Source organism: Acinetobacter sp. Leaf130 (assembly GCF_001423205.1).
Classification (GTDB): Bacteria; Pseudomonadota; Gammaproteobacteria; order Pseudomonadales; family Moraxellaceae; genus Acinetobacter; species Acinetobacter calcoaceticus.
The window spans coordinates 20,645-39,251 of record NZ_LMOE01000012.1; the positions used below are offsets into that span (position 1 = coordinate 20,645).

Genomic DNA, 18,607 nt, shown 5'->3' on the forward strand with positions numbered 1-18,607 from the left:
ATCCTGGTCTAACTTGGCCGTTGCTTTATCATTTCGCCACGGCCAAACGGTTAGCCAGATCAACAAGAGTTTTAAAATGTGAGCCTTGTTGCCCCATAGACAACTCATAACACCCGTTATTTGCTACTTGTACGCGCATAAAATCATGTGTTTGGCTTGAGTTATCCGAAATAACCGGAGAGATAAAAACAGCTCTAGCATTCGCAATGTTTACGGGTAATTCACCGAAAAGCCCGACTGTTTGCGGTACGCAATTAGGGTCTACGTTGTAATAGATTTTTAGGTCTGCACACGCTTCAGATTTACAACTAGGATTGCTCGAAAACTTATAAGTGATGTAGTTACCCTGATTAGGTGTTTCAGGCACATACGTTAAGCGGTTGCTTTGAGCATAGTTCTGGAGCACTTGCGTAAATGTTTGCGGAAGTTGAGCTTCAGCAGATAAACCAACGAGAGCACTAAGAGCAATTATTAATTTTTTCATGCTTTAATCCTTTTGAAACTTATAGGCTTGGCTTGGGTTATCTACGTCTGTCAAAATGACCTGATCACCCTTTTGTTCCATTAAATAAGCATCCTGATTGTTATATTGAACAATCAGTTTTTGATCTTTTTCGACCGCAGAAAGTGCAACATCACCCCATGAGTTTTTTAGGGTTACTTGAGTACCTTTGTTAGCAACGACAAGCGCACTGCTCATACCGTTTTCTTTTTCAAAAGCAGTCTGATCAATGCGGTTATATTCGCCATCTATTCCCTTAGAGGAACAGGCAACGCTTGCTAAACTAAGCAACATTAGAAAGATTGTTTTTTTCATTTTTCATTTCCTCATAAGCTTTGAAATAGATAGATGAACAGCCATAACCGCCCGATTCAGTTCTTCCAAGTTGAACAATAATGTCGACACTTTGGTTCACAAACATTTTGACCTGATCACTTGTAAGCGTAGTGCCCGCCATTAAGACCATAAGGGTTAAACGTTCAATCGCGTTAACAGGATCATTGGCATGAAGTGTGGCGATAGAGCCACCGTGACCAGAAGAAATTAGGTTGAGGTATGTGAATGCTTCAGAACCACGAATCTCACCTAACAAAATACGTTTCGGATAAAGACGTAAGCAGGCTTCCATCAAAGACTGTGCAGTAACTTTAGCTAGACCTTGATCACCTCTTGAGTAATAGAGCTGTAATGAGTTGGGATGAGGTGGACGTAATTCTTTAGCATCTTCAATTGTGATTAGACGTTCACCTAAAGGGATACAATCACTAATGATTGAGTTGAAGAACGTAGTTTTACCTGAACCTGTACCCGCAGAAATAATGATATTTTTTTCATACAGAACAGCTTTACGGATGAACTCATGAAAATTACGAGCTGAATATAAATCCATGAGTTCCTGATCTTTTGCAGAAATTTTCGCAAAAGGTTCAACCGAGTTAAGAATTGGCTCATACTGATCGTAAGACAAACTCAAGATACTTGGCTTACGGATAGATAAAGCAATAGACCCTGTGCTTACAGCAGGGTCATGCACGATCTGGATACGGTAAAATAAACCCTCATGATCTGGTGACTCAATTTGAGCAGACAATAAGGGTTTTTTATTCGAAATTTCCTGATGTGAATTAGTTGCAATGTTTTGGGCTAAGTCTTTTAAAAGAGCGTAGGTTAACTTTGGATTTTCCTTTCTAACCATGTCTCTTGTACCTTTCAGAGCAATGAAATACTCTTCAGGTTTATTCACTGAAATTTCAGTAACATCTTCATTGCTCAAGTCCTCACCAAAGGCCATTTTTAAATCATCAAGTACAAGTATTGAAGACATGGTTAAATCCGTCCTATTTTATTGGTTTAAGATGGTTGAGAAATCTAAGTCTTTAGCTACTAAGACTTTGATACGGCTACCATGTTTCACCGTAATAGTTGGAGGAATAGATAAGTTGCGCTGTAAAACACGGTCAGCCTGATTGCCGAATGAGTTTGCAACTTCAGTACGATAAGTCTGACTAGCATTGTTCTGATCGCTACCGTTAACACCCATGTTGCTAACTCCGGCACCGATCAAACTAAGTAAAGTTGCAGTACCAAAAATACGGCCATAATGGTTGTTAACTTTCCCGCCTAAACCTGCAATACCAAGACCGTTAGTGCTTGGACTATCAAGCATGATTTCAACGCCATTAGGTGTAATAGCACGATTCCAAACGGCTGCAATTTCAGCTTGGCCGTCATTCACAATTGAAGAATACTGACCAAATAAACGAGTTCCCGCAGGCAATAAACGGTTACGGCCTTGTTCGCTATAAATATCATTTGTTACACGGGCAATAATGTTGCTTGGTAAATCACTTTTAACAGCAGTTTCTAGAACAGCATCAATGATTTTACCTTGTTGAATCAACATTCTACGGTCAGCGTTATAGCTTGCACGAGCGATAGGAGCTTTTTGATTGCTTGTACTTGAATCAAAACGGCCACCCATTGAACCAGCCGAGTTATTTGCAATACGTGGATTTACATTATTGCCAGAAGCCCCACCTTGACCGCCTGCTTGTTGTGAACCCTGCATACCCATCAAGAACGGTGCTAATTCAGGTGGGACACCCGCCATTCCTGAAGCATCACCGTTAGGGCTAACGCCATTACCTTTTGAACCTGAACCGCTACCATCAACCATAATGCCTGATTTATAACGGGCATTTAAAAGAGCCTGTTCTTTTGCAATCGCTTCTTGACGCGCTTGTTCTTGCTGTTCTGCTAACTTTGCTTGTTGTTCTGCAAGTTGACGTTCAAGCTCAAGTTCTTCAGGAGTTTTCGCAGTAGGTACAGCAGCAGTATCCGTTGCTGTTGGAATTGGTTGTGGAGTACCAAACCCAAATGGATTGTTAGGGTTAGCATTATTCGTTTCAGCTTCAACAGGTTTAGTTACGGCAGATTCGATACCAGTTGCAGCGCGTGTTTCCTTGTTTTTTTGCAACTTGAAATAAACAGCAGCAACAACACCACCAATAACAATAAGTAGGAAAAGTATGGCCTTAGCTAATTTTCCTTTATCTATATCTTTGGCCGATAACTTCTGTTTTCTATTAAAATCATCTTGGATGCCAAAATCATCATGGGGTTTAGTATTGTCCTCACCATGAAATTGATGATCGTTATTTTTAAAATCATCTTTAGAGCTAAATTCATCTTTGGTGCCAAAATCATTTTGACCAAATTTGTTGTTCTCATTTGTCATCTTAATTTACTCCAACAATTTCAGGTTTACGGAGAATACAAACGTATTCATTGCCTAGACGTAAAGTGAAAGCATCCGCTACTTTCTCAATCACCATTACATTGCCCTCTTGTCTTGAATTGGTGAGTTCTTCATAGCCCTCACCATTGACAGAGTAGATGGCCGGACGTGGTGAATTTTTATCAAGACGGATAAATGTAAATTGACCATCATCACTTACACCGAGGACTTTAATTTCCTTACTGTGTGTTGCATCCATTCCATACTTATCACTTGTCATCGGGAGTTCACCCAATGCAGGACGTGGAGCGTTTTGTTCAGCAAGCAAACGGTTCTTACGGTTCGTATCGGCATAATTGAAACGCAATACATAAACAGGCTGTGATGAGTTAAAAAGGTTGAAGTAGTAGTTGCGTTTATCTGTAATCACTGTGAGGTTAGTACGGTTCATACCTGCTTGTGGTTTTTCCGCAGGCTTGATAAATAAACGGTTGCCTTGGGGGATGATTTGCCATCCAATTGTGTCGCCTGAAGCGACTGTTTGAATTGTTTCATTACCAAACTCAACAGTGGTTGAGATACCGAAAGTGGTTGAAAGTTCAACAACATGGCTTTCAGAATACGGAACAACTTTAATGCGTGAATCTGATTTAAGACCTACTGGAATTTGACGAGCAAAAGAAGGCGCAGAAACAACACAAGTTGCAGTAAGTAAAATGCTTAAAAGTGTCTTGTTCATTTGTGATCTACCTTAATTTTGTGAATTAGTAACTGCTTGAGGTTCAGACGCAGCATTAACTGGAGCTTGTGGCAAAGGTTGTGCTACAGCACTTTGATTAACAGAAACTAAGGCATCATTAGACGCATTCTGAGTTAGATTCCAGTTGAAGAATTTCACGCCAAAAATATTGGCATAACGATCTTTGACACTAAGATTCGTATAGTCACCAGTCTTATAGTCAGCAGTAATGGTGTAACTGAATTGTTTAACGTCAGTACCTTTTACAACCATTGTGCGGAATGTCGCTTGAACCTTGTTATTACCAAGTAGACTGATCGAAATGATTTTAGGCGTTACAGAACCGTTCTCACCTAACAAGTTGAACGGTGAATTTAGGTTGAGTGCGCTAACCTCATTTTCAAAGTCAGTTCTATCTTTACCATCTAAGAAAATTGCGCCAGTCATATACTGTTCTGCAAGTGAATCTCTACCAATACGGCCGTTATAGCCATAACGACTTTTAATGACCGTCCAGAAATAAGAAGTCACTAATCGCTCAATCATTTTCGGGTCAGTTTTACTATCAAACTTCTCTACAGAGGTCATGATTCCTGTTTCTGAATCAATGACAGCAATCATTGGTTCAATAGTTTTAAGAGGGAAAAGCTTAGCGTTTAAATAAGCTTGCATACCATTAAATCCAAGAGAGACAGTCAGTGCAGCTAATGCCCAAATGGTAATTTTCCCATTGCGGTTTTCGTTCGTCTTTTTGTCTTTTTGGATTTTGCTTACCATAGCATCAAGGATTGGCTTTTCTTGTGGTGTCATTTTCTATACTCCCCTATTTACGCATCATTCGTTTTACGAAATTGGTTGCAGATCCCGTAACACCCTGAGTCGCACTGGTTGATGCTTCAAAACCTGCACCCACTAATGAAATAGCAATTTTTGGTATTAAGAGGAAAAGGCCAATAACAACGAACAGAACGATTACCATGACAAAAGCCCCTACAAATGAAGAACCGTTCTCATTCAAATGCTGAATACCCGCTACAACAGACGTTAAAACAAGGTCACAGCTCACAATAAGTAAAAGGATTACTACATGTGGCGTTAGAGCAGCATGTAGCCAATTCGTTGCAAATCTACGGGTAGCGGGGAACATTGCAGCAGCAATAAAAATAGGTGCTACAGCAATTAAGATACCGATAATGACTTTGCAAATAATCCAGATCAGGAAGAACAATCCGCAGACTAGGCAAGCCAAGCCGAAAATGAAACTATAGATCAAGACAAAGAAGAAGCCAGAAACAACGTTAGTAATGCCCGTATCTACATTTGAGAACGCTAAAGTAATGGCATCAAAAATAATTCTTACAAAAGATTGCAATGTTGTTTTGGAGTCTGTACCTGTCATCTCAGAGATCAGGTTAGGAATATCATCAAGAAAAAATTCAGCAATGTACGGATAGAATGAATCCCAACTAAAGACAATTGACCAGATAATTAACATAATGATGAACGTTGCTATAACATCATCAAAAGCAATAGCTCGACCGAGCATCATGTTAAAACCTTGCCACGCTAACCAAACAACAATGAATCCGGCAAAAACAGGCATGATCGGAGTTGTAATCTTCGTATAGTAATTCTGAAGATTATTTTTAATATTTGAATCAACGCCTTGCATCAAAGAATCAACGACTTTATCGAGTTCTTTCATGCCATTTTCAGTGACTTGAGAAACTTCATCAGAAATTTGGTTGTTGCCACCAGAATTAGAAGTCGGAGGGACTTGTCCACCAGTACCTAAGTCTTGTGGTGGAGTAAAGTTATCTACAGCATAAGCAGAGCTAATGCCTAGAAAACTAAAGAAGATCAGGAAAATATAGATGAACTTTTTCATAGTATCACCTATTGATTTACTGGAATTTCAGGCGGGGTTTTATTTGATTTAACGAATGTGCCTTGATTATAAAAATCTAGTTTTCCGTCCGTATAAACCACACACTCAGTTTGTAGTGAACCCTCAACACAGTAGGTATTATCTTTTACAAACTCTAATTTTTTGCCCTCAATCTTGCCTACAAGTTGAGGTAGCTTGATTGGTTTAATGTCTTGAAGTGGGTTGCGGATTTTATAGTTGAACTTGGTAATTGAATAGCGATCGTTAGAATCCTTTTCACCAATCATGTAATACGCATAAAACGTAGCATTCTTGTCTACAGACTCAGGAACCCAAGCACCTGAAATATCTGGTTTAGAGTTAAAACAAGCAGCCAGTGCAATACCTAGAGTTAAGACAACTGAGCCTTTTAGAGTAGTAAAAACTGATTTATTGATTTCCATTTTGCGGTTCTCTCTCATATGTTAGAACACCGTTTTCACTACCCAACTTCAATTTGCCCTCTACCAACTGAAAACACGCATTATTAGTCGCGCATAACAAGCCATTTTCAGGCTTAAATTGCATGTTGGTAAAAACACCTTTGGCTAGAATCGAAACGGCATAAACGTCCATTATTTCGGTTTTATCAATGATGACTCGATCATTAATCACTACATCATTGGCGCTTTGGGATTTTGGCCCAACAGGGTTCATCCAAACCCCGATATAGTCATCCCCTTTTACGCCTGATTCTTTCGGTTCATCCGAGCAGCCACTAGACAGACCCGTCAGTACGAAAATTAGGGGTAAAAAAACGTTCTTCATGCTTTTGTGCCCTCCACCAAATTTGTTTTAAGTGTTTTTGCGAATGGGTCAGAGAGTTGATATTCAGCACTTGGTAAAGATTGATACACACATGCACATGGAGATTTCTTTAATCCCTTTTGTGAAGCAGAGTTTGACGCACAACCTGAAAGAGCTGCTATGCCAACGGTTGTTAAAATGATGAGTGTTTTTTTCATGAGGTCACCTTGTTACTTAGTTATACAGTTATAACAGTATAACTCTATAAGTCTAAAAATAGTACAAGTTTACCTAATTTATACCTTTCTGAATGTTTCAAAAGGTAAACAAAAATAGAACAATATTGACGATTTCTTTTAATTTCATGTACTTAAATTTACTGTATTTACCAAAAAGTATAACGGTAGCTCGAAATTTAACGCACGTATTGCTCAAGCTTTAGCTTGGGCAATGCTAAGTTCAATTTGAGCAATCAACCGACTGTACCCCGTTACTATCGTAATGACAGGTACAGAGGGCGATAGGAAAGACAGGAAACACAAGATATAGTGGAGATCCGCAGCTCGACCGATACTAGATATTGTGTTCTGAGAAGTTTTAGAAAGTCTGAAAAAGACTGAAATGTAATATTTTGCCAGTCACATTTTATGTGCTAAAAAAGCCATATTTTTATAAAACAATAATTTATGAAATTTTAGGGTGGAGATCCTGGTCGAGTTGCAGCTGAGTGGCCGTGGAATATTTTGCCAATGGGGATTTAAGCATCAAAGTTTATTTTTAAAAAACTGTGGAAAACTTTTTTAAAAATAAATTCATTTAAGTGACTGATTAATATTTTCTTTGTTATTTTATTGGTTAAATATCATACAAGTTTTTGATAGTAAACGGAAAAAGTAAAGCCCCGAAGGTCTTGCAACCTTCGGGGCTTTTGCTTATATTTGTTGGTACACAGTTATTTGATGCGGTAAACATCATCTAACGAAGATCGAAAGGTTTGGCGACCGTTCCGATTTCACCCGAAGGCTTAATTGTACCTAGATTCTATTGTTGCATAAATAGGTAATTTTGCAAGCCCTACAGTAAAAAAACTTCGTTAATTTTATGTCTATTCGTGTATCAAATAAGTGCAAACTTATTTTGCCGAGTCTCGTCTACTTCTGTGATTTATAAAGCTTTATGTTTGTAAGAGCGTTGCCTTAAATGGACTAACAACGGCATAGAGCTTTCATAGACGGTTCGTGTAGCAGGTGGACATAAGTGACGGCAGTATCACGAACGCATGAGTTTAAGCATTTAGCCAGTGTAAAAACGCCCGCATACTGATGAAAAGCACAATAATTGTGGGGTCGCAGGGAATACGCCTAAGTCGTGGCATAAGTGGAATGTTGGGGAAACCCTCTCCGAGATTGTCCGTTAGGTGAGTGAGCTAATGCGTGTGCTAGGGGAGCTTGTAAGGCTCTAAATACTCACTTGCTGTTTACCCTTACCATTGGTAAACAGTGTCGATTGAAAGCGACGTCGGCTCCGACAGCAAGCTTCAACGGCAATATTCGAGGTAGCCATTTTAAGCATTTTTTTGCTTAGGCTATCTAGGGTGAATATTGCCGAAATCTGCTCAATCTCACCAACTGCAAGGGCAGTTAAGCGAAGCGTACTGACCGCAGCAGTGGGGAGATTAAGAGCAGATGAGTGCCTTATTGTAAGAACGCCCTATCTCCATCTACTTATAAGTATTTCTTATATACAGTTTTACTGATAAAGAACTTAATATCAAAAACTTAGGCAATAAAACTTTAATTACAAAACTATCTAAAAAACACCTTGATTGATTTGTGAGTACAAATTAATATATGTATAAATAGTTCAGAGATATTACTATGAGCAGATCAACTAAGGGTATGACCAGACAAACAATGTTAGGTAATCAAAACAGTGTTAAAGAAGTGGTCAAAGAAGATAGATTTCAAGCTCGAATGAATTATGAGGATAAGCAAAAGCTGCTTAAATTTTGTAAGGAAAACAAATTGAGTTTGACTGATTATTTAATCAAAACAATGGTTGATAACGGCATTCTTCCAGAAACAAGACTTCCAGTTAATAAAGACTAATTTAAGGAAAACATAATGAGTAACAAATCTGAAAAATTATCAAAAGTTATTGCACTCGTTCACCAGAAAGGCGGTGTATCTAAAACTACAACCTGCATCAATTTAGCTATGGGCTTATCTTTAAGAGGCTATGATGTTTTACTGGTTGATGGTGACCCACAGGCTAGTTCATTAGACTGGGCGACTGTACGTGAAGAATCTGAGATTGATTTAGGTTTCTCAGTAATGGGCGTACCAAAAACCAATTTGGCTAAAGAAATTGCCAAAATTAAGACAAAGTTCGATTTTATTATTATTGATAGTGCAGGTAGACAGTCAGAATTAACCAGACTTGCAATTGTTGCTTGTGATGTAGCGATTATTCCAAATACAACAAGCCCATTGGATGCTTGGGCTACTAAAGAAACTCTAAAAGCTATTGATGAAATTCAAGGCTATCGAGATTTTTCAACTTACTTCCTACTAAGTGGTGTAAATCCACAAACTAAGGTTTTTACTGAAGTTAAAGAGTGGTTAGGTGAAAGTTATGATGTACCAATGCTAGACAGTAAAATTGCATCAAGAACTGCTTTTTCACGCTCGATTGGTGAGGGGTTATCAATCTTTGAATATAAAGATGATCACGGCAAACCTGATAAGAAAGCTATAGCAGAATTTAACGGTTTAATTGATGAACTTTTACAGCGTGAGGGCGTGACTGAATGAAAGCACCTAAAGGCATTGCTACTGTGACCAGTAGCAATGCTCATATAGCAAATGAAAAGACTCATATTGTTAATTCATTGAATTATGACAAGATGCAAAAAATTCCAATCAATCCTGATCTATATAAGAAGATTGATAAGGTTGCCAGTAAGCGAAAAATTGTATTGGCCGATATAGCACGGGCAGCATTGGAATTTTATTTGAATAATCCTGATGCACCGTACAGCACAGAGTTGAGCGAGAAAAACTCTAAAAAATTGATCTATACAATTAATCACCTATTGGATGTAAAGATCGACAAATTTAAGTCAGATCATGGAGTCAACCGCAGTGATCAGATCAGACGAGCTTTATCAGCGTGGTTGATCAATGAAAACTTAATGAAGTGGGAGGATAACTAAATGGTACGAGTCATCGAGGAACGTAGCTGCTATACAGTGGAAATAACGCCTAGAGCATTGGGAGGTGAAGCAACAATCATCGGCATGGGCTTTGCCATGAACATTCCAGAGGATACACCAGTAAAAATATCATCGGCAAAATTTTATCTGAAGCATGAGCCAATTTTTAACATGTATCATTTACATTGGAATTGGATGCTAAACGCAGCGAAGAAAGTGCAAGGCGATGGTAACGGCAATTGTTGTATTACAGAAGCAGACTTTTTAGAGCTTAAAAAGCACTTTGATGTGCGGTAACTGGTTTATTTTAAAAATAGGAATTTAAAAATGCGCGTATTTAATTCGGATAATACAGTTTCAAGACTTTTAGCTCTTATTTATGTATTTGTTATGTGTGCAATCAGTTTTGCTTCAGCTATAGGCATTTTAGCTTCGGTTATCGGATTTTTCTTATATTCATTTGAAATTCAATCCATATTTACAAAATGGGAAGTTGAATATTCATTGAAATGGTGGAGTTACTTTATTTCTATAATTGGCTTTACTTTATTAGGGAATCTTTCTTACTTTTTAATGAGATTCCCTTTTGGAGATGAGTTTGACTAAGGGACATTGAATATGAGCTTAGACAGTTTAAAAAAACAACTAATCATAAACAACGATGTTGATCAAAAAAACTTTGATTACTTAATTGCACAGGTAGATCAGATTGCAATTGAGTACGCTATAAAAGAGTTGGAGAGCCAAAATAAGCGACCCTATCTATCAAATATATTTAAGTTGCTAGACATACCGCCCCGACACTAAAGGGGCTTTGTTGTCTATGGAGGTGCGACATGCTGAGAATTATTTTAAGAGTGCTTGTCATCGTGGGTTTTCTGATGCCAGCAATTATTATGTATTTTTTCCCAAGCCTAACGAGTACAAAATTCTTTTGGCTGAGTATGCTTGTATTCTGTATTTTGCTGCTTCGCATACGTGGAATTTTATTATTTTTAGGCATAACTTTTGCCAGTGTATCTTCAATGTTCCCCCGCAGGTAATTAGCAATTTGTTCCAGACCGGAGAGCTGCACCGGCTTTATAAAATTGACCTAAGTAATTGAGTTGCCGTTCAACTAAAAATTATCAATTGGCATAATATTTCACTTTCAGCCCTCCCCCTTTAAATCCGTTTTAACCAGTATGGACTTACAACGTTGTTGTTGGTCCATACTGGTTAAAAACTCCTACCGATGCTTGGTCATTTCAGCAAATAAGCTGAAAAGACCAGGCATCTAATTTAACGATCAATTTTAAGAGGTTATGAAAGGCGGGAATTTGTCAGAATGGTCAATTACTTTTTAGGGATACCACCAACCATAGTGATAGGTAAAAGTTTGAAATCATATCTTTCGTTACGGCCTTTTTTCCCATACCAATACAAATGCCAATGTGAACGTCTTAAATGTGGCATTCTCTTGCCTGCCCCTTTTGTCTGAGTCTTGGCCGTTTCTAGTTCATCATAGACTTTCTTAAATGCTTTGGCCGTCTCAGTACCCACTAAATAGGTTTTATACTTGGTAGCTTCAAATAAGCGTTTATCATTCTTTACAGTTGTAAATCTTACAGGCTTGTTTTCACTATCTGGAGTTAAAGGGGTTACTTCAGGTTTTTCTTGGCTAAACCATAACACCAGATTGATTAATTTTTTCTGAATATCAAGTCTGATATTGAGTTCATCTTGCATAGTTGTAGGGTCATAATCTTGCTGAAATTCATCTACAAAATCGCCTAGACTCGATTCAATGTCTTGATCTTCGCTCAAGGTGATAACTATTGTTCTAGGCATCCCATTATCTAAATAGAGCGTAGAAACTAATACACGTTGTTCATTTAATTCAGTAACGCAAAAAATGACACCTACGACCTTATCAGAATTAAAGTACAGTTTTGCGTTGTCAGTTTGAATATAAACGCTCAGATCTGGAAGATTAATAATGTAGTTAGGAATGACACCATCAAAACTTGTCTTCAGCAGCTCATTAATAACTACATCATCAAAGCGATAAATATTTTTCGTGAGCATCCAGTTCCCAAGCGTGACCAACTCACCAGTTGTCACAGGGAGTTCATCTAATAATTCTTTAGGTATCTGTTCCCCTGCTCTCAGATTATCCGCCCAAGCGGGTTTTTTTACTGAAATCCCAAAGTGTGACATGGCACCTTTTAAAGCTGTCTCATAAACAGAGGTATCCCCTGCTTTGGGAGACTGACGTATACCTAGTCCAACAGGCAAATGATTTTTCTGGTTCTGGAGCATTCTTTCAATAATGCTCATATTTCTAGCTTGCTCATTTTGTTTTTCAACAAGCTTTTGTTTCATTTCATGATGAACGTCTAAGGCTGAATAAATCCAATCATCCCAAGACAACAACAGGCTTATATCTTCGCTCTTATCTTTGCGTTGTTTGTGGTTATAGATTGCTCTTTGCTCTACCCTTTTCATAATTCCAGTGAGGTGAGTTTTCATGTGGTTCAAGCGTGTAGAAACCACCTTTAAAGGAATAACAAATTCATCTTTTAATGTTGCCATTTTAAACCCGCAATTTTTCATAAGAACACAAGATATAGTGGAGATCCGCAGCTCGACCGATACTAGATATTGTGTTTTGGTTACTATCGCCCTCTGTTCCTGTCATTACGATAGCAACGGGGTACAGTCGGTTGATTGCTCAAATTGAACTTAGCATTGCCCAAGCTAAAGCTTGAGCAATACGTGCGTTAAATTTCGAGCTAAATTATACCTTAAATGAATTGTGAGTACAAAACAATATGGGTATAATGTGCTTAATAGGTCGATTGGCGATCTAATCAAAAGAGGTCTTTATACAATGATTGAAAAAGAACAACTTTGTTTAGCATTACCCACAGTAGATATAGAGCCAAGCTACAACAGCACAAAGGGCAAATATACAGTAGATATATCGCATATCTATCGTTTTTATATTCTTATTAATTGGCTTGGTGTTTTAGAGAAAAGCAAGGTTTTAAAAAAAGGTACTGATGCCATTTTTGAATGTGACAATGAAACCATTGCCGATGAAATTTTAGATTGTATTGCAAGCTGTAAAAAGAGAAAGATTTATAAAGTACCTAACTTTAACCCTATTTGTATTACAGGGCTTGATAAGGTATCTGTAAACCATTGGAAATTTGCCGTTGAAAGAAAACTAGGCTATGAAAAATCTCAATACTTCCGATCAGTAATAAGTAAATGGGATTTTTAACACTACCCTCTTTAAAATAATTAGCCTAAGCAGTCGCAACCCTGCGGGATTGCTCGGCCAATCCCGATCAGGGGCGAATGGGAGTAGTTGCCGTTCTTCGGTCAGCTCGACAAAATCACAGATTTTGTCTTCGCAAAGTAGACACTTTGCTCTATAACATTCCCTAAAAATCAGAAACATTAATTAACATATATTGTTTTGTGATCACAAATCAATATGGGTATAATGTATTTATTAGGTCGATTGGCGATCTAATCATAAAATCAGGAACTTATACCATGACTCAATTAATTTCTTTAGAAACTAAAGTATATGTTTTAACTTATAACGGGATGCCAAAGAGTGCGTATAGTACAAAAGAAAAGTGTAATCAGGCTATTTATGAACATGATGATCAAGACTTGAATTTGTTAGATTGGGAGTGCATGACATTTAAAGAATGGCAAAACGTCCATAGCAAAGTTGGTTTATTAGGCCAAGCTGATATTGATAGTTAAGAGAAGCCCCGCAAGGGGCTTTTTAGTGTCTATTTGCTCGATACAGCGCGTTTAGATCGGCAGCCATGCAAAACCATCGGCCAGAGAGTAAAACCCGCTTAAATGAAAAATAAGAATATTACACAAATTAACATATATTGTTTTGTACTCACAAATCAATATGGGTATAATGTCTTTATTAGGTCGATTGGCGATCTAATTAAAAAACAGGAATTTATACCATGTCTAACCAAGATGATGATTTAAAAGCAGCTCGTTTAAAACGCTTTGAGGAACGCCAAAGCAACCGTTTAGAACGTTATGAGGAATTGGCAGTTAAAGCAGATGCGAATGGCACAGCTTTAGCACAACGTTCAAGTAAAATGGCTGAGTGCATCCCTTACGGCCAACCTATTTTAGTCGGCCATCATAGTGAAAAACGTGATCGAAATTTTAGAGCAAAAATTCATTCGATTATGGGTAAATCTGTACAGGAATCAAAGAAAGCAGCTTACTATCAGGAAAAGGCTGCAAGCGTTGGTACTGGTGGTATTTCAAGTGACGACCCAAATGCACCAGATAAATTACAGGCTAAGCTAGAGGGGCTGCAAAAGGCACAAGAGCGCATGAAAGCAGCTAACAAACTGATCAGAAAAGTTACTGACCGCGAAGAATGTTTAAAGGGGCTTATTGAGTTAGGGCTATCTGAAAAAGTGGCTTTAGAAGCCCTTACACCTCTTTACGGGCATTGTGGTTTTCCTGCTTATGCATTACAGAATAATAATGCAGAAATTAAACGCTTAAAGTCACGTATTGCAGAATTGAATGCGATTGAAGAAAGACCAACTCAGGAAGTAGAAACAGACCTCTATAAATATTCTGAGTGCAAAATTGAAAATCGTTGCATGTTTATTTTTGATGGTAAACCTAGTGACGAGATCCGCCAGATTTTAAAAGGTAATGGTTTTAAATGGTCACCAAGTCGCGGGGCTTGGGTACGTCAATTAAATGCAAATGGAATTGGTGCCTCTAAGCGTGTCATGAATCAATTAAACGCAATGTAAATAACGCAGATAGAAAGGGGGTTCCCTTTCTATCTCTAGCACAGATTTAGTTACACAAATTAACCTATATTGTTTTGTACTCACATATCAATATAGGTATAATATCTTTATTAGGTCGATTGGCGATCTAATCATAAAATCAGGAACTTATACCATGTCTAACCAAGTTAATAACACTGAAGAATTAACCATTGAAGAACGCTTGAATCAATTCAAGAGTGGTGACCTAGTAAGCGTATTTTGTCGGGGGCGTTGGTTCATCCAGTATGTTGAAACAGTGAGTGTACCAACTAGTAAAAAGCCCTCTCTTTGGTGCGTTAAGATTATGCAGCTTCCTAATGTTCTCCCTTTAGAAGATGAGGGAAAAACATGGATTAAAGGGCTTCATGAGTCGATATTAAAAGCCGTTGGACTCTAAGAGCAGATATGAATAGAAAGGGTTTTCCCTTTCTATTTTTTTATATACCTGTTACACAAATTAACCCATATTGTTTTGTACTCACAAATCAATATAGGTATAATAGATTTATTAGATCGATTGGCGATCTAATTAAAAACAGGTGTTTAGTAATGAAAAAATTAGCATATTCAAATGGCCGTTTCTTTTATGAGGGTAGCCAAGTTATTACCAATAAGTTAACTGGTACTGTTTACTATGTTTCATTAGAAGAAAAATGCGTTGTGGCCTACAAAGGACGGGCAAAGAAACCATTCTTATATAATGGCTTTTCAAATATTGAGAATATGAAAGAAGCCGTTAAAAAGTCTATAGAAAGTGATAACAGATCATATTCAAATAAAATTGCCGATAAAGAAGCAGAAAAGCAAAGCCTAGCGAAATTCAGAAAGGACTTAGAAATTGGAACGATTTTATATAGTTCGTGGGGATGGGAACAAACTAACGTAGAGTTTTATCAAGTCATAGAAAAATCAGGCGCGTTTTGCACAATACGCGAGATTGGGCAAATGCTTGACCCACATACAGACATGCAAGGTTATGTTGTTCCCACTCCAAATGAATTTGTAGGGGAGCCAATGCAGAAAAAAATCATGAATGGCTATGTTGTTATTCATAAGTCTGCAACTGCTTCACCACTCAGCTATGAGACATTGCCAACAGGTACAAAAGTTTATAAACGTTGTTATACGTCATCCTACGCTTGATCAAAGCCCCGTAAGGGGCTTTTTAGTGCCTAGCTGCTCGATACAGCGCGTTTAGATCGGCAGCCGTGCAAAACCATCGGCCAGACAGTAAAACAGCCTGAAAGGGATTTAAAAGCCGTTACATAAAATTACCCATATTGTTTTGTACTCACAAATCAATATGGGTATAATGTCTTTATTAGGTCGATTGGCGATCTAATTAAAAAACAGGAATTTATACCATGACTGAATTAGTTTTATTATCACCTGAAGAAATTCAAAAGATGCGTTATGACAGCTTTAACCAAGCTGATCTAAAAGCGTTCCAGAGCTTACAAGCTGCTGAATATCCGACTTATTCAATTGCTATGGCTCATACACTCTACATGTGGGAAAACACGTTGTTTCATGAAGCTAGACGGCTTAGTGACAATTATCGAGGTGCAGGAATATGGGAAACAAAAAGCGGTTTTTTTGTTCTGCAATCTGATGATGTATTTACATGTGAAACTGGTTACGGTGAAACCTTTGAACTTAATGCCCTTGAATTTTCAATTGTGGCTAATCTCTTTGCATTATCAAAAGTATCTATCATGTCATTGAATAAAAACCGTGATGTAAACCGGAGAGCTGTATTTTTTAGTGATTACATAAAAGATGTAATCTCAAAAAATAGAGATATTCTAAATACTCGTGCAATTTACATACTCATAGACTAAAAGAAAGAAGCCCCGCAAGGGGCTTTTTAGTGGCCTAGCTGCTCGATACAGCGCGTTTAGATCGGCAGCCGTGCAAAACCATCGGCCAGACAGTAAAACGGTCTGAGAGAGAAATAAAAGCAGTTACATAAAATTACCCATATTGTTTTGTACTCACAAATCAATATGGGTATAATAAGTTTATTAGGTCGATTGGCGATCTAATCAAAAAGGATAAAATCATGTCTACTAAAATTTTACCAGTTCAACAAATCGCTTTAATGGCAAACTACATGCTCAATAAGAACAATCAAGGGCTATCGTTGGCAGATATATACTTTGAAGAAGCACTCAAAAAAGACAGGCTGATGTACTACAGTACAGGCCGTGAGATCGAAGCTGATAGCTTCCTTGTTGGTTGTTTATGTGTATTGAAAGATCAGAACGATATACCTTTTGAATTGCTTGCAGGGGCAATGATATTTGTCAATGTATGGCAGGTTAAAAAGAACCAAGATTTAGGAATGAGTAAAAAGGAAATCCATGCAGAGGGGCAGGCACTATTAGATGAAATATTGCTACTGGAGGAATCAACTAAAGAGCAAGCTAAAAACCTATCTGCTATGCAGTTTTTAAAAATGATTGAGGACTTAGAGATTAACTCAAAATCATTTAAAGATTATAAGCACACATTTTGCAGTTTATTGATAGACGTTTGCAAAATGAATGCAGTTCAAATTTCTAATGACTTTGCCGAATTAAATATTGTGAACTAATGAAAAGGGGAGTGCCCCTTTTCTTTATTTTGGAGAAATTAAGTGATGCAACAACCAGAACAGAAAGAAATGAAAAACAAACTCATGCAGGGCATAAAAGCTATAGAACAACTCTTTTCTATAGCAGAGGGAAAGACAGAGCAAAGTTTAGTCGTCAAAGAATTTTTATTAAGCTGCTTTGCTAATAGAAATTTTAAATTCGATCTTACGGAATTTAGAAAATTAGATTCAAGTGTATTCCAAGCTTGTATATCAGTATTAGAAATCGAAAGAGTAGAATCAAGCCTACTTGATGAGTATTTAAATAGTCCTGAATATCAAGCTCTAGCAAAAAAATGGGAGTTGTTGGAATCATGGGCTGAGGTTCTGGAATTTAAAAAGGCAGCTAGAACAGTAAGATTTTCATAATCCAATCTGTCTAACGTAGTGAATAATTCGCCCGCAATTTTTTTGCGGGTTAGATTCTTATGAAGCAAAAAAATTGCGGTTCATTGCGTCTCAGATTTATTGATTTAAAGAATGGAGAAGCTATGCAAAGTAAATCTCAAAATAGAGGGATTAGCCTAATTGGGGTAATGCTTATAACGCTAGTAGGCATATTAGTAGCATTTAATAACTTAGATCGGGCAGATGAGATTCTGAGAGTTCTAAAGATTAGTGTAAATACAGCTTTAATATTTATCACAGGTTTAATTTACCTTTTTTATAAAAAAAAGGGTAAATGGAAACGAGCAAATGAAAATTTTAGCTTCAGTATTTGTACGTTTGTATTAGTGGCGATTCTAGGAATATTTTTTAATGCAGTTGCATAAGGTAGAAAGAAATGAACAATGCACAGTTTAAGATTGAATGCTTCAGAAATGGCTTATACAGTCCTGAGCAGGTAATCGAATATTATAAACAGGCAGTTGAGGAAACGAGCTTCGATAAACGTGATGCACAACAATGGATGAATGGAAGATCAGATAAAATATATCTAATTCCTAAATCAGCTATTGAAGTATTAGAGACATTGGCAAGAACAAGAAAATCAATTATTGAAAAGATAAGAAACCAACAGGTTAATGGTGGGGAAATACGCTATAAATATTTATTCAAAAATGAAATAAATCTTTGGAATGAGTATCCAGAATTTTTTCATTTACCAATCAATGTATACAACTCTGTTATCGTAGAACTCAAAATTGAAATTGCGGGATACTACGAGCATTTATAGAGCAAAGTGTCTACTTTGCGAACTGACGTACTGGAAAAATCTTCCCTCCTTGATTACCGTTGCAACGTTCGAGTGAGGCCGACAAAATCTGTGATTTTGT

At 37.4% G+C, this 18,607-nt stretch carries 26 protein-coding genes; 15 read left to right on the forward strand and 11 right to left on the reverse strand.

Annotated features, from left to right (window positions below):
• Positions 1 to 28: 28 nt before the first annotated feature.
• The 10 genes from ASF86_RS18665 to ASF86_RS18710 are packed head-to-tail and all read right to left on the reverse strand — an operon-like array spanning position 29 to position 6,870.
• Entirely contained in the window at positions 29 to 484 is a 456-nt protein-coding gene (locus tag ASF86_RS18665; RefSeq protein ID WP_056484482.1) for a hypothetical protein, read from the reverse strand.
• A gap of 3 nt (positions 485 to 487) precedes the next feature.
• The gene (locus ASF86_RS18670) at positions 488 to 817 is read right to left on the reverse strand and encodes a hypothetical protein (protein ID WP_056484485.1); all 330 of its coding nucleotides are present in this window, start codon (positions 815 to 817) and stop codon (positions 488 to 490) included.
• Complete coding sequence (gene virB11 / locus ASF86_RS18675) at positions 786 to 1,826, reverse strand: P-type DNA transfer ATPase VirB11 (RefSeq protein WP_056484487.1); 1,041 nt, start codon at positions 1,824 to 1,826, stop codon at positions 786 to 788. The genes ASF86_RS18670 and virB11 overlap by 32 nt, the downstream gene beginning before the upstream one ends.
• Before the next feature lie 18 nt (positions 1,827 to 1,844).
• A complete protein-coding gene (locus ASF86_RS18680) occupies positions 1,845 to 3,239 on the reverse strand; it encodes a TrbI/VirB10 family protein (protein WP_056484490.1) in 1,395 nt (464 codons plus the stop codon).
• A 1-nt stretch (position 3,240) separates the two neighbouring features.
• Positions 3,241 to 3,978, reverse strand: coding sequence for a TrbG/VirB9 family P-type conjugative transfer protein (locus tag ASF86_RS18685; protein WP_056484492.1), 738 nt, complete (start codon positions 3,976 to 3,978; stop codon positions 3,241 to 3,243).
• 12 nt (positions 3,979 to 3,990) lie between these two features.
• Positions 3,991 to 4,788, reverse strand: coding sequence for a VirB8/TrbF family protein (locus ASF86_RS18690; protein WP_056484493.1), 798 nt, complete (start codon positions 4,786 to 4,788; stop codon positions 3,991 to 3,993).
• A gap of 13 nt (positions 4,789 to 4,801) precedes the next feature.
• Complete coding sequence (locus tag ASF86_RS18695) at positions 4,802 to 5,866, reverse strand: type IV secretion system protein (RefSeq protein ID WP_056484496.1); 1,065 nt, start codon at positions 5,864 to 5,866, stop codon at positions 4,802 to 4,804.
• Between the two features lie 8 nt (positions 5,867 to 5,874).
• Positions 5,875 to 6,309, reverse strand: coding sequence for a hypothetical protein (locus tag ASF86_RS18700; RefSeq protein ID WP_056484499.1), 435 nt, complete (start codon positions 6,307 to 6,309; stop codon positions 5,875 to 5,877).
• On the reverse strand, positions 6,296 to 6,673 hold the full coding sequence (locus ASF86_RS18705; RefSeq protein ID WP_056484501.1) for a hypothetical protein: 378 nt from the start codon (positions 6,671 to 6,673) through the stop codon (positions 6,296 to 6,298). The genes ASF86_RS18700 and ASF86_RS18705 overlap by 14 nt, the downstream gene beginning before the upstream one ends.
• Positions 6,670 to 6,870 carry a hypothetical protein gene (locus tag ASF86_RS18710; RefSeq protein WP_056484504.1) on the reverse strand — a complete coding sequence of 67 codons (201 nt, stop codon included), beginning with the start codon at positions 6,868 to 6,870 and terminating at the stop codon, positions 6,670 to 6,672. The genes ASF86_RS18705 and ASF86_RS18710 overlap by 4 nt, the downstream gene beginning before the upstream one ends.
• Positions 6,871 to 8,529: 1,659 nt before the next feature.
• Here ASF86_RS18710 and ASF86_RS18715 point away from each other — a divergent pair.
• Genes ASF86_RS18715 through ASF86_RS18735 form a run of 5 tightly spaced genes read left to right on the forward strand, consistent with a single transcriptional unit; the run spans position 8,530 to position 10,472 of the window.
• Positions 8,530 to 8,760, forward strand: coding sequence for a hypothetical protein (locus ASF86_RS18715; protein ID WP_056484507.1), 231 nt, complete (start codon positions 8,530 to 8,532; stop codon positions 8,758 to 8,760).
• A gap of 15 nt (positions 8,761 to 8,775) precedes the next feature.
• Positions 8,776 to 9,465, forward strand: a complete 690-nt coding sequence (gene parA / locus ASF86_RS18720) for a ParA family partition ATPase (RefSeq protein ID WP_056484509.1) — start codon at positions 8,776 to 8,778, stop codon at positions 9,463 to 9,465.
• On the forward strand, positions 9,462 to 9,866 hold the full coding sequence (locus ASF86_RS18725; RefSeq protein ID WP_056484511.1) for a hypothetical protein: 405 nt from the start codon (positions 9,462 to 9,464) through the stop codon (positions 9,864 to 9,866). Before parA ends, ASF86_RS18725 begins: the two co-directional genes overlap by 4 nt.
• Positions 9,867 to 10,163 (forward strand): hypothetical protein, encoded by a 297-nt coding sequence (locus ASF86_RS18730; protein WP_056484514.1) that lies wholly within the window; start codon positions 9,867 to 9,869, stop codon positions 10,161 to 10,163. It begins immediately after the preceding gene.
• A 30-nt stretch (positions 10,164 to 10,193) separates the two neighbouring features.
• On the forward strand, positions 10,194 to 10,472 hold the full coding sequence (locus tag ASF86_RS18735; protein WP_056484517.1) for a hypothetical protein: 279 nt from the start codon (positions 10,194 to 10,196) through the stop codon (positions 10,470 to 10,472).
• A gap of 729 nt (positions 10,473 to 11,201) precedes the next feature.
• Here ASF86_RS18735 and ASF86_RS18750 read toward each other — a convergent pair.
• Complete coding sequence (locus ASF86_RS18750) at positions 11,202 to 12,440, reverse strand: hypothetical protein (RefSeq protein ID WP_056484525.1); 1,239 nt, start codon at positions 12,438 to 12,440, stop codon at positions 11,202 to 11,204.
• 298 nt (positions 12,441 to 12,738) lie between these two features.
• On the opposite strand from ASF86_RS18750, the gene ASF86_RS18755 reads away from it, so the two are divergent.
• The 10 genes from ASF86_RS18755 to ASF86_RS18800 all read left to right on the forward strand — a co-directional run bounded on the left by ASF86_RS18755 (position 12,739) and on the right by ASF86_RS18800 (position 18,507).
• Entirely contained in the window at positions 12,739 to 13,134 is a 396-nt protein-coding gene (locus ASF86_RS18755) for a hypothetical protein (protein WP_056484529.1), read from the forward strand.
• A 278-nt stretch (positions 13,135 to 13,412) separates the two neighbouring features.
• Positions 13,413 to 13,631 (forward strand): hypothetical protein, encoded by a 219-nt coding sequence (locus tag ASF86_RS18760; RefSeq protein ID WP_056484532.1) that lies wholly within the window; start codon positions 13,413 to 13,415, stop codon positions 13,629 to 13,631.
• A 221-nt stretch (positions 13,632 to 13,852) separates the two neighbouring features.
• Positions 13,853 to 14,674 carry a DUF3560 domain-containing protein gene (locus ASF86_RS18765; RefSeq protein ID WP_056484534.1) on the forward strand — a complete coding sequence of 274 codons (822 nt, stop codon included), beginning with the start codon at positions 13,853 to 13,855 and terminating at the stop codon, positions 14,672 to 14,674.
• A 154-nt stretch (positions 14,675 to 14,828) separates the two neighbouring features.
• Positions 14,829 to 15,092 (forward strand): hypothetical protein, encoded by a 264-nt coding sequence (locus tag ASF86_RS18770; protein WP_056484536.1) that lies wholly within the window; start codon positions 14,829 to 14,831, stop codon positions 15,090 to 15,092.
• Between the two features lie 152 nt (positions 15,093 to 15,244).
• The gene (locus ASF86_RS18775; RefSeq protein ID WP_056484538.1) at positions 15,245 to 15,838 is read left to right on the forward strand and encodes a hypothetical protein; all 594 of its coding nucleotides are present in this window, start codon (positions 15,245 to 15,247) and stop codon (positions 15,836 to 15,838) included.
• A 221-nt stretch (positions 15,839 to 16,059) separates the two neighbouring features.
• Positions 16,060 to 16,536 carry a hypothetical protein gene (locus tag ASF86_RS18780; protein WP_056484541.1) on the forward strand — a complete coding sequence of 159 codons (477 nt, stop codon included), beginning with the start codon at positions 16,060 to 16,062 and terminating at the stop codon, positions 16,534 to 16,536.
• Positions 16,537 to 16,757: 221 nt separating this feature from the next.
• Positions 16,758 to 17,291, forward strand: coding sequence for a hypothetical protein (locus tag ASF86_RS18785; protein WP_056484544.1), 534 nt, complete (start codon positions 16,758 to 16,760; stop codon positions 17,289 to 17,291).
• Positions 17,292 to 17,333: 42 nt separating this feature from the next.
• Positions 17,334 to 17,699 (forward strand): hypothetical protein, encoded by a 366-nt coding sequence (locus ASF86_RS18790; protein ID WP_162234632.1) that lies wholly within the window; start codon positions 17,334 to 17,336, stop codon positions 17,697 to 17,699.
• Positions 17,700 to 17,758: 59 nt separating this feature from the next.
• Entirely contained in the window at positions 17,759 to 18,103 is a 345-nt protein-coding gene (locus tag ASF86_RS18795) for a hypothetical protein (RefSeq protein WP_155860182.1), read from the forward strand.
• 11 nt (positions 18,104 to 18,114) lie between these two features.
• Positions 18,115 to 18,507 (forward strand): hypothetical protein, encoded by a 393-nt coding sequence (locus ASF86_RS18800; RefSeq protein ID WP_056484552.1) that lies wholly within the window; start codon positions 18,115 to 18,117, stop codon positions 18,505 to 18,507.
• Positions 18,508 to 18,607 lie beyond the last annotated feature (100 nt).